At 69.5% G+C, this 9,205-nt stretch carries 11 protein-coding genes; 2 read left to right on the top strand and 9 right to left on the bottom strand.

Annotation, left to right across the window (positions count from 1 at the left end):
- A partial coding sequence (locus WA670_RS11500) for an alpha/beta hydrolase (RefSeq protein WP_336157671.1) occupies nucleotides 1–504 on the bottom strand: 504 nt, incomplete at its 3' end.
- 283 nt (nucleotides 505–787) lie between these two features.
- Here WA670_RS11500 and WA670_RS11495 point away from each other — a divergent pair.
- Nucleotides 788–1,315 carry a GNAT family N-acetyltransferase gene (locus WA670_RS11495; protein ID WP_336157670.1) on the top strand — a complete coding sequence of 176 codons (528 nt, stop codon included), beginning with the start codon at nucleotides 788–790 and terminating at the stop codon, nucleotides 1,313–1,315.
- 28 nt (nucleotides 1,316–1,343) lie between these two features.
- Here WA670_RS11495 and WA670_RS11490 read toward each other — a convergent pair whose 3' ends face one another.
- From WA670_RS11490 to WA670_RS11460, 7 genes are all read right to left on the bottom strand, one after another.
- Nucleotides 1,344–2,561 carry an RNA polymerase sigma factor gene (locus WA670_RS11490; protein WP_336157669.1) on the bottom strand — a complete coding sequence of 406 codons (1,218 nt, stop codon included), beginning with the start codon at nucleotides 2,559–2,561 and terminating at the stop codon, nucleotides 1,344–1,346.
- On the bottom strand, nucleotides 2,558–2,881 hold the full coding sequence (locus WA670_RS11485) for a YciI family protein (RefSeq protein ID WP_336157668.1): 324 nt from the start codon (nucleotides 2,879–2,881) through the stop codon (nucleotides 2,558–2,560). Before WA670_RS11485 ends, WA670_RS11490 begins: the two co-directional genes overlap by 4 nt.
- Before the next feature lie 19 nt (nucleotides 2,882–2,900).
- Nucleotides 2,901–3,521: a dihydrofolate reductase family protein gene (locus WA670_RS11480; RefSeq protein WP_037810540.1), complete on the bottom strand. Its 621-nt coding sequence runs from the start codon at nucleotides 3,519–3,521 to the stop codon at nucleotides 2,901–2,903.
- 106 nt (nucleotides 3,522–3,627) lie between these two features.
- A complete protein-coding gene (locus WA670_RS11475) occupies nucleotides 3,628–4,455 on the bottom strand; it encodes a phosphotransferase (RefSeq protein ID WP_336157667.1) in 828 nt (275 codons plus the stop codon).
- Nucleotides 4,456–4,463: 8 nt separating this feature from the next.
- On the bottom strand, nucleotides 4,464–5,372 hold the full coding sequence (locus tag WA670_RS11470; RefSeq protein WP_336157666.1) for a ribonuclease Z: 909 nt from the start codon (nucleotides 5,370–5,372) through the stop codon (nucleotides 4,464–4,466).
- 127 nt (nucleotides 5,373–5,499) lie between these two features.
- Complete coding sequence (locus tag WA670_RS11465; protein ID WP_336157665.1) at nucleotides 5,500–6,465, bottom strand: NAD-dependent epimerase/dehydratase family protein; 966 nt, start codon at nucleotides 6,463–6,465, stop codon at nucleotides 5,500–5,502.
- Nucleotides 6,462–7,430, bottom strand: coding sequence for a ScbA/BarX family gamma-butyrolactone biosynthesis protein (locus WA670_RS11460; protein ID WP_037810543.1), 969 nt, complete (start codon nucleotides 7,428–7,430; stop codon nucleotides 6,462–6,464). Before WA670_RS11460 ends, WA670_RS11465 begins: the two co-directional genes overlap by 4 nt.
- Before the next feature lie 183 nt (nucleotides 7,431–7,613).
- Here WA670_RS11460 and WA670_RS11455 point away from each other — a divergent pair, with 183 nt between their 5' ends.
- Nucleotides 7,614–8,240: a ScbR family autoregulator-binding transcription factor gene (locus tag WA670_RS11455; RefSeq protein ID WP_336157664.1), complete on the top strand. Its 627-nt coding sequence runs from the start codon at nucleotides 7,614–7,616 to the stop codon at nucleotides 8,238–8,240.
- Nucleotides 8,241–8,368: 128 nt separating this feature from the next.
- Here the strand turns inward: WA670_RS11455 and WA670_RS11450 are convergent, their stop codons facing one another.
- Nucleotides 8,369–8,986: a ScbR family autoregulator-binding transcription factor gene (locus tag WA670_RS11450; protein WP_240690832.1), complete on the bottom strand. Its 618-nt coding sequence runs from the start codon at nucleotides 8,984–8,986 to the stop codon at nucleotides 8,369–8,371.
- Nucleotides 8,987–9,205: the final 219 nt, after the last annotated feature.

The following is a 9,205-nucleotide window of genomic DNA, read 5'->3' as shown; positions in this document are numbered from 1 at the left end:
TCCTCCGCCGCCGCTGCCGCCGAACATCACTAGGCGTTGCGGGTCGAAGCGCAGGGCGTTCGCGTTGGCGGCCGTCCAGCGCAGGCCCGCGTAGCAGTCCTCGACGGGGACCGGGTCGGGATGTTCCGGGGCCAACCGGTACTCGACGGTGACGGCGACCGCGTCGTACTTCAGCACCCATTCGATCAGCGGGCTCGCTCCGGCGAAGCGGTCTCCCATCACCATTCCGCCGCCGTGGAGGTAGTAGATGCCGGGGCCGGAGGTCTCGTGGTCCGCGCGGGACAGGACGGAGACCGCAATCTCCGCACCGTCGTAGCCGGTGATGGTGTGGTGGGCGCAGCGGACCGGGCGGTCGCCGATTTGTTCTTCGATGCTGGGGAAAGGGAGGTTCCGGTAATGCGGCAAGCGGTCCGCGGTCATGCCGACCGGCACGTGGTCGGCTAGTGCGGGCAGCATCGCGGCGAGTTCTGGGTCGAATGGCGGACGCGGCGAATCGTGCGTCATGAGTGCTCCTGAAGGTCATCGTCCCCGCGACCAGCGCACAGCGGAGCGCACGCCAAGGGCGCGAAGGGGGAATTGGTGGGAAAGAGTCGGGCCAGGGCACTCGTCGGCCGGTACGCCGCCGAGAACCCGGCGGCTAGCCTCTGTCCACCTCGATGAGCATGCGGTGAGATTACCCTACTGCGGCGACATTCCCGGGCAGCACAACTGAATTCGCTGTCGGGCAAGGATATTGCTCGGTCCGTATTCGGGCGCGACACGTCTGGGCGGTGCAGAATGGAAAGTCGTGACCGTCCTTCTCCCCATCCCCCGGACCACATTGCGACTGCGCCCGTGGCGGTCGGAAGATCGGCAGGTGTTGGTTGACGCACATCGCGATCCGCTGTTGCGCCGCCGGTTGACGACTTCCCTTGCCAACGACGCCGAGGCTCAGCGGTGGCTGGACGCACAGGCATCCGGCTGGGACTCCGCGACGCAATTCAGCTTCGCGGTGGCGGCCGTCGACGACACGCCGGTCGGTCACGTCGTAGTGAAGGTCCGGGACGCTGGTGCCGCCGAGGTCGGCTACTGGACGGCTGCCCAAGCTCGCGGGCGGGGCATCGCTGCCCAGGCGCTGGAAGTCACGTCGCGGTGGGCGCTCGACACACAGCAGATCGTCCGGGTGAACCGCTTGGACTTGCTGCATGCCGAAGACAATCCGGCGTCCTGCCGGGTCGCGGAAAAATGCCGCTACATGCTCGCTGAATTGCTGCCGCCCGCGCCTCCGGACTTCCCGGCCAGGGGGCACCGGCATGTGCGCACGTCGGGCTGCTGACTGACCGGCGTTTCGTGCGTCGACGCCCCTACCGCAACTCATCCCGTCGACGAGACAGCGCAGCAGTCTCCGCGGTGTTGCCCGCCAGCTCGATCGCCCGGTCATAAGCCGCGCGCGCATCCTCGTCGCGGCCTAACCGGCGGAGCAGGTCAGCGCGGGTGGCGTGGTACGGGTGATATCCGGCCAACCGGTCCCCGAGACCGTCGACCAAACCCAGCGCCACCGAAGGGCCGTCGAGTTCGGCGACGGCGATGGCGCGGTTCAGGGCGACGATCGGCGACGGATCGACGCGGACGAGTTGGTCGTAGAGGGCGAGAACCTGCGACCAGTCGGTCTCGCGCATGTCCCGCGCGGACGTGTGCACGGCGTTGATCGCCGCCAGGAGCTGGTACCGGCCGGGAGCGACGCCGGTGGCGAGGCGTTCGCGGACCAGGCGGTGGCCTTCGGCGATCAGCGACACATCCCAGAGCGCACGGTCTTGTTCGTCCAGGGCTACTAGCTCACCGTCGGCGGACACTCGGGCGGGGCGGCGGGCTTCGGTGAGGAGCATCAGCGCCAGCAGGCCGGTCACCTCGCCGTGGTCGGGGAGCAGGGTGCGGATCAGGCGGGTCAGCCGGATCGTTTCGGCGGTCAGGTCCTGGCGCACGGGGTCGGTGTCGGGGCCGGTGGCAAGGTAGCCCTCGTTGAAGGCCAGGAACAGCACGGTCAGGACACCGGAGACGCGCGTCAGGAGGTCTTCGGCGGCGGGCACTCGGTACGGGATGCGGGCGGCCTTGATTTTGGCTTTCGCCCGCGTGATCCGTTGTCCCATAGTGCTTTCCGACACCAGGAAGGCACGGGCGATCTCGGGCACGGTCAAGCCGCCGACCATGCGCAGGGTCAGGGCCACCCGGGATTCGGCGGCCAACGCCGGGTGGCAGCAGGTGAAGATCAGGCGGAGGCGGTCGTCGTCGATGAGGTGGGGAGGCGTCGCGTCGTACACCGGCTGGGCCTCCCGTTGCTTGTCGTCGCGTTTGTTTTCGCGGCGGATGCGGTCGATGGCTTTGCGGGTGGCGGTGGTGGTCAGCCAGGCTCCGGGGTTGGGCGGCACGCCGTCGGACGGCCATCGCTCCACCGCGGTCGCGAACGACTCGGCGGCGGCTTCTTCGGCGATGTCCAGGTCGCCGAAACGTTTGGTCAGACCGGCGACCACCCGGGCCCACTCCTCGCGGTGGGCGCGGGTGATCGCCTCCCGGACGTCGCTCACTGGAACGGTCGCACCTCGACCTTGCGGTTGCACGCCTTCGAACCTTCGGCGGCGAGCTTGAGCGCGACGTCGAGGTCCGGCGCCTCGATGATCCAGAAGCCGGCCAGGTATTCCTTCGATTCCAGGAACGGGCCGTCGGTGACCATTCCCGCCGCGTCCCGGTTGTCGATGACGGTCGCGGTTTCCGGCGCGGCCAGACCGCCCGCGAACACCCAGTGGTTTTCGGTCTGGAGACGCTCGTTGAAAACGTCGATCGCCGCGTCCTCCTCCGGCGTGACGGAAGGGGGCTGGTCGTGGATCACGGAAATCAGGTACTGCATCGCAGGATCCTTTCTGAGGTCAGCGGCCCGCGTACTGCGGACGCCCGGCCGGGCGCCAGACCTGCGTCGTCACGCCCTTCGTGTCCACTCGTGACTCAACCAGATCCAGGGCCAGATCCGGGCCGTTCTGCGGGAAAAGCCGCTGGCCCTGTCCGACGATCACCGGGATCACCAGGAAAATCATCTCGTCGACCAGGTCCATTTCCAGCAGCCGCCGGACCAGGGTGCCGCTGCCGTGCACCTGCAGTTCGCCGCCGGGCCGGGCCTTGAGGTCCGCGACGGCGGTCGCCAGGTCGCCGGACAGGACGCTGGTGCCGGACCACGCCGGGGCGGTGAGCGTCTTCGAGGCCACGTACTTCGGCCGCTCGTTCAGGGCGAGCCGGATGCGTTCGCGGCCGGGGGCGGCGTTGGCGCTCATCATGCCCCACGAGGCCGCGAACAGGTCGTACGTCCGGCGGCCGAACAGGAAGGCGTCGGCGCGGTGGTAGGTGTCGTTGATGAACGCGAGCGTGTCCTGGTCGCCCTTGCCCAGCGCCCATCCGCCGCGGTCGAATCCGTTTCGGCGGTCCTCCTCGGACGCGCCGCCGTTGCCCTGCACGACTCCGTCGACGGTCAGCTGGGTCACGGTCGTGAGCTTCATGGTCGGTTCCTTCGCTTCGGTGCTGCCCCTTGCGGGCGGCTTCACTACTGCTACGAACACCGGCGACCCGATCCGACAGCGCGGCCGAAAATTCTTGAGAAGATTTTTAGCGGTGGGTCTCCAGCCAGGTCACGACGGCGCGGACGAAGCCATCGATGCTGGTCAGCGGCTTTTGAGCGAAGAGTGGGTGGAGGTGTTCGACGCCGATCGGGTCGTTCCAGGCCCGGGCGCGGCGGCAGGTCTCCTCGTCGGTGGCCGCGCGGAGGACGTCCCAGCCGTGCCAGGTCGCGACGAGCGCGGCGTCGATTGCCGGGTCGGCCAGGACCGCCAGGTCCCAGTCGAGGACGCCGGTCAGCTTGCCGTCCGCGGTGAAGTGGACGTTGGCGCCGCCGAGGTCGCCGTGGACGAGTCTTGCCGGGACGTCTTCGAGCGCGAGCAGCGTGTCGAGCCGCTGCCGGACGTCGTCCTGCCACTTCGCCGGCAGCCGGGGAATGACGTCGTGCAGGACCTCCGCCCAGTCCGAGCTGCGCGGGCGGTGGAGAACGGCTTCCAGCGCCGGGGAGATCTCGACCTCGCGCAGTGCCGTCAACAGCGGACCGAACGCTGCTGGATCGCCGACGCCTTCCGGCAACCCCTCGCCGTCGATCCACGAAACCGCGACGGCCGCGCGATCGCCGAAGCTGGTGACCGGGGTCAGCGGCTCCGGTATGGCGAACGGCAGGCCAGCCGCCGTGATCGCGTGGAGGATCTCGGTTCGGCGTGGCAGCTCGGCGGCGGAATCGGGACGCTTGCTGATCCGTACCGCGGCGACGCCGGGCAGCAGCACCACGTGGTGCATATTCCCTTGCGTGGCAAGGCGAGCGGAGCCGACCGGGGCACCAGGGACGAGCGCTTCGGCGATTTCCAGCAGGTCAGCGGGGACCGGTGGCACCATTCCACTCCTCACCGGCGCGGCGGCAGCGGCACCACGTCCAGATCCCGTGCCACGTGGATCTCTCCGTCGAACACCTTCGCGGCCTCGTCGCGGAACCGGTCCGCCTCCTCGTAGGGGTAGCGCTGCGAGAAGTGCGTCAGCAGCAGTTCCCGGGCACCCGACTCCGCGGCGAGCCGTCCGGCGTCGGTGCTGGTCAGGTGGCCGTAGCGGTAGGCCAGCTCGGCGTCGGCGGCGCGGAAGGTCGATTCGGCGATCAGCAGGTCCGCCTCTTGTGCGCAGGCGAACGCGCCCGCGCACAGGCGGGTGTCCATCACGAACGCGACCACCTGGCCCCGGCGCGGCACGCTCACGTCTTCCAGCCGGACCAGGCCGTTCGCGGTCTCGAGTACGCCGTCGGCCTGGAGTTTTCGGACCGCGGGGCCCTGGACGCCGGCTGCGGCGAGAGCGTCGGGCAGCATCCGGAGGCCGTCCGGTTCGGCATAGCGGTAGCCGAAGCAGTCGATGCGGTGTTCCAGCGGGTACGCCGACAGCGCGCCGCCGAGCGGGCCGGGGGCGGAGATCGGCAGCGGGACCAGTTCGGCGCGTTCGTGGAACGACGTCGAGTGCCGCAGGCGGTCGAAGTACTCCTGGCCGGACGCCGGGTAGTGACAGCGCACCGGGTGCGCGACGGCGTCCAGGGACAGCCGCTGGATGATGCCGGCGAGGCCGAGGCTGTGGTCGCCGTGGAAGTGGGTCACGCACAGGTGCGTGAGTTCGTTCGCCGTCGCGCCGGCGTACATCATCTGCCGCTGGGTGCCCTCGCCCGGATCGAAGAGGACGCCGTCGGTGTCGAAGCGCAGCAGATAGCCGTTGTGGTTGCGGTGCCGGGTCGGTGTCTGGCTCGCCGAACCCAGCACGACGAGCTCGCGTCGGGACATGACGATCATCTTCGCGCCGCGCCCGGGTCCGCCGCCACCGAAATGAACTCCGCGGAAACGGCGGCGGCCGTCCGGGACGAATTTCCGGAGGGCCGCCGTCGTTTATCGCCGAATGAATTCGCCCCGATCAGACCGGCGCGGGAATTGCCAGCGTTTCCCGATACCAGTTCCGGGCTTGGGCCAACCGGACGCGCAGCCCCGGTCCCGGCGGCACTCCGGTGAGTTTCCAGACCTTTTCGCTGTCGTACCAATGATCCCGGGTGAGCAGCGACCATTGGTGCTCGCTGAGCCACGGCGTGCGCGCCCGGTGCTCGGCAAGCGGCAGGTCCGCATCGGGAACCGGCAGGTCGAGCGTGCCGCAGACGGCTTCGAGCAGCTCGCGCATCCGCACCGGTTCGGGGTCGGCCACGTGGAACACCTCGCCGGGGCTGCCCAGTGCCGGGTCCAGCGCGAACGCACTGAGCACGGCAGCGAGATCCCACGACGACACCACTGATGTCCGAGCCATGCCGCCCGCGGCCCACGCCGGCACCGCTCGCAGCCACTTCGCCAGCGCGGGGACCACGTGCCGGTCTCCGTCGCCGTACACCAGGTGCGGCCGCAGAACGATCCCGCCCGCGGCGCGGACCCGCTGTTCTCCGGCCAGCCTGGTGCGGCTGGTGGCCGAGGCGGGCCCGAGGTCGAGCGTGTCCTCGGGCGCGCCTCGATGCTCGCCGTCGCGGTAGACCGCGCAGGTGCTGAGGTACACGACGCGCCGCGTGCCCGCGCGGTGTGCTTCCGCGAGCAGCCGGGCCGTGCCGCGGTCGTTGACCTCGGCGCATTCCTCTTCGGTGCCGCCGATCCGGGACGCGGCGTGCACGAGCGTCGCGACGCCCGTGCACGCCCCGGCCAGCCCGGCGGCGTCGGTGAGATCGCCTCGGTGGATCCGCGCGCCGGATCGCGTGATCCACTCCGGCACCGCACCGCGCGCCAGCACCCGCACCGCGGCGCCGCGGGCGAGCAACGCCCGCAGCACCGCCGAACCGATGAACCCGGTCGCTCCGGTGACGAGGATGTCCCCGGTCGTACTGTCCGCCCCCAGGCCGGCAGTCATGACCTGCGCATCGCCAGGATGCCGGTGGCGGCCGCGCGGCCCTTCTGCTCCAGCACCACCCGCACCACGCGGCAGCCGTCCGCGTCCGGTTCGAGTTCCTCCGCCACCAGCAGGCATTCGGAATCGAACTCGACGTAGGCGGAGAACTCGAAATCCGAACGCAACGGAAGCGCGTACGGATCGCCGAGCGTCAGCAGCGCCGCCTGCCGCGCGCCCTCGATCAGCACCATGCCCGGGACATGGTCCACCGAGTGGTCGAACAGCACCGGATGGTCCGGGTCGAACTGCAGCGACCACGTGCCCGGCACCGCGGTTTCCGCGACCAGCACGTCCTCCCCCCGGTCCCGGCCGACGAGCGCCGGGGCCACCGTGGGCAGCGCACGGGCCTGGAACGGCGTCGCCGCGAAATGGTCGCCGCGCAGCCGGCGGTAGACCGCCGGGGACACGCAACGCCAGGTTTCCGAAGCGGTGCCGACCAGTTCGTCGTCGCGGAAGCAGCCGAACTCGGTCCGCATCCCGATGAGATTCTTGCCCCGGAACACCGGGTCGTGCGCGCTCGCCCGCAGCACCACGTCGATCGGCCGACCTTCGGTGACCAGCCCTTCGGGGGCGATAGAGCTGGTCTTCCAGTCGGAGATGAACGCGTTGCCGAGCGAAACGCCGTAGGCGCGGTGCGCGATCAGCAGCGACGCCTGGCGGGTGGTTTCCGCGTACAGCATGGGGTCGTGCGACCCCGCGGTGCGCGGGCCGAAGAAGCCGTGCCGGCGCGGCCACTGCGCGCCGACCTCGAACTGCCCCTCGCCCACGATGTTCAGATCAGTGACGAAAACTTCCGAGACGGCCGCGCGGTGCACGAGATTGCGCGGGATCGTCTGCTGGAAGTCGACCGGGCGTCCGCCCGGCGAACTTTCGCCATCGGTGATGAAGGTTCCTCGGACAGACTCCTCTAACAACATACCGACCATGTCGGTCCTCCCAGAAAAAAGAACTTCCCCAGTACCCCCACACCATGTTTAGCGGATACGGCCGGACAAAACCATACCTACCTACCGGTTTTTTTCTTCTGGATCCGATGGCCGGGACGGAGGTAGACTGGCGTGCCTGCGCGGCCGTTCCGGGCCCGCGGCTTCCCGAAAGGAGTGTGCGCAGTGGCTCGCCAGGAACGCGCGGAGCAGACCCGCAAGGCCATCCTCGACGCGGCCGCGTCCAGGTTCGACGCGGTCGGCTTTCTCGGTGCGAGCCTGTCGGACATCCTCGCCGAGGCGGGGGTGACGAAGGGCGCGCTGTATTTCCACTTCAAGTCCAAGGAAGAACTGGCGGACGCGTTGATCCGCGAGCAGTTCATCGTGTGGGACCCGCTGGCCGACGTCGAAAACCCGGGTCTGCAGACCGCCATCGACCTCACCCAGAACATGGGCCACAGCCTGCGCACCGACGTGCGCGTGCGCGCGGGCATCCGGCTGGTCATCGAACAGGGGTCGTTCGTCGCCCCGGCCGCGAACGCCTACAAGCAGTGGAACGACACCGTGCACGGCCTGCTGCTCGCCGCGAAAGCCGCGGGCGACGTGCGGAAAGAGGTCAACGCGCACGATCTCGCGCAGTACGTCGTCGCGTCGTTCACCGGGACCCAGCTCAGTTCGCAGGTGCTGACCGGGCGGACCGACCTGCACGAGCGGATCACGTTCATGTGGCAGACGATCCTGAACGCCGTGGTCCCGCCGCGGCGGCTGCACAAGTTCGATCCGGCCGGGACTCCTCCCGCCGACACGGTGTGAGGCTGGGGAAACCGGGCGGTCGGTCTTCTCGGTGAACCCGTTGCCGCGCAACGGGTTTTGGCGGATCCGCGCGGTTCGCTTGACTGGCGCAGTGCAGGGAATTCTCGACCCGCAGACGTCGCGGCCACTCAGGTGCCTGTTGCCTCGGCGGCGGACGAATCCGCGGGCTGCGCCACCTCGATCACCCGCCAGAGCTCGGAAAGCGTGTTCGCCAGATCCGTGCCCGCCGGGATCGTGCCGCTCGCCGAAGCCGTTTCGAGGCCGACGCAGGTCACCACGACCAGCAGCGCCGCGAGGTCCGGGCGGACGCGCGGGCTCAGCTCCCCCGCCCCGTGCGCCGCGGCGATGTGCGCGCGCACCTGGCCCATCCACGCGCGGACGAAGGCGACGAACCGCGGGTCGTTCGAGCCCATTTCGCGGGCCAGCCGGAAGCTCGCGCCCACCTTGGCGTCCTCGGCGAGCCAGCCCATCAACGCCCGGCTCAGGCCGGCCAGCCTGCGCAGATGCGGACGGCTCCCGCGCGCTCGCGCGACGTGCCCGTGCAGCACCGCGACGGCCGCCGACTGCACCTCGTCGCAGACCTCGTCCTTCGACGAGAAGTGGAAGTACAGGCCGCCCTTGGTCACGCCGGCCTCGCGGGCGATGTCCACCATGCTCGTGGCCGCGTAGCCGTCGCGGTAAAACAGTGTCGCCGCGGCGTCCAGCAGCAGGAGCCTGGTCAGCTCCGCACGGGCCTGTTTAGTCACCGTCTTCCCCATCGTCTCGCGCCGGGAACGGCACGGCGTGGGTTCCCGGCCTGCTCATCATGACATACCGACCGCCCGGTTTACTAGTCGGCAGGGCCGATTGCCTGGCCGTATCCGGCAGGTCGCGACCGGAACAGACCAACCACCCGGTTTTACCTTGAAAACCGACCTCCCGGTTTGCTATGGTCCTGTCACGGACCCGGCTCGGACCGGCAGGCA

This window comes from Amycolatopsis sp. VC5-11 (assembly GCF_037034185.1).
In the GTDB taxonomy this organism is placed as follows: Bacteria; Actinomycetota; Actinomycetes; order Mycobacteriales; family Pseudonocardiaceae; genus Amycolatopsis; species Amycolatopsis nivea.
The sequence above is the reverse complement of the archived record's forward strand: the minus strand, read 5'-3'. Positions and strand labels throughout refer to the sequence as shown.

Coding starts and splice junctions, on each gene's coding strand:
- WA670_RS11485 (WP_336157668.1), bottom strand. CDS start 2,881: ATGCAGTACCTGATTTCCGTGATCCACGACCAGCCCCCTTCCGTCACG.
- WA670_RS11480 (WP_037810540.1), bottom strand. CDS start 3,521: ATGAAGCTCACGACCGTGACCCAGCTGACCGTCGACGGAGTCGTGCAG.
- WA670_RS11475 (WP_336157667.1), bottom strand. CDS start 4,455: ATGGTGCCACCGGTCCCCGCTGACCTGCTGGAAATCGCCGAAGCGCTC.
- WA670_RS11470 (WP_336157666.1), bottom strand. CDS start 5,372: ATGTCCCGACGCGAGCTCGTCGTGCTGGGTTCGGCGAGCCAGACACCG.
- WA670_RS11465 (WP_336157665.1), bottom strand. CDS start 6,465: ATGACTGCCGGCCTGGGGGCGGACAGTACGACCGGGGACATCCTCGTC.
- WA670_RS11460 (WP_037810543.1), bottom strand. CDS start 7,430: ATGGTCGGTATGTTGTTAGAGGAGTCTGTCCGAGGAACCTTCATCACC.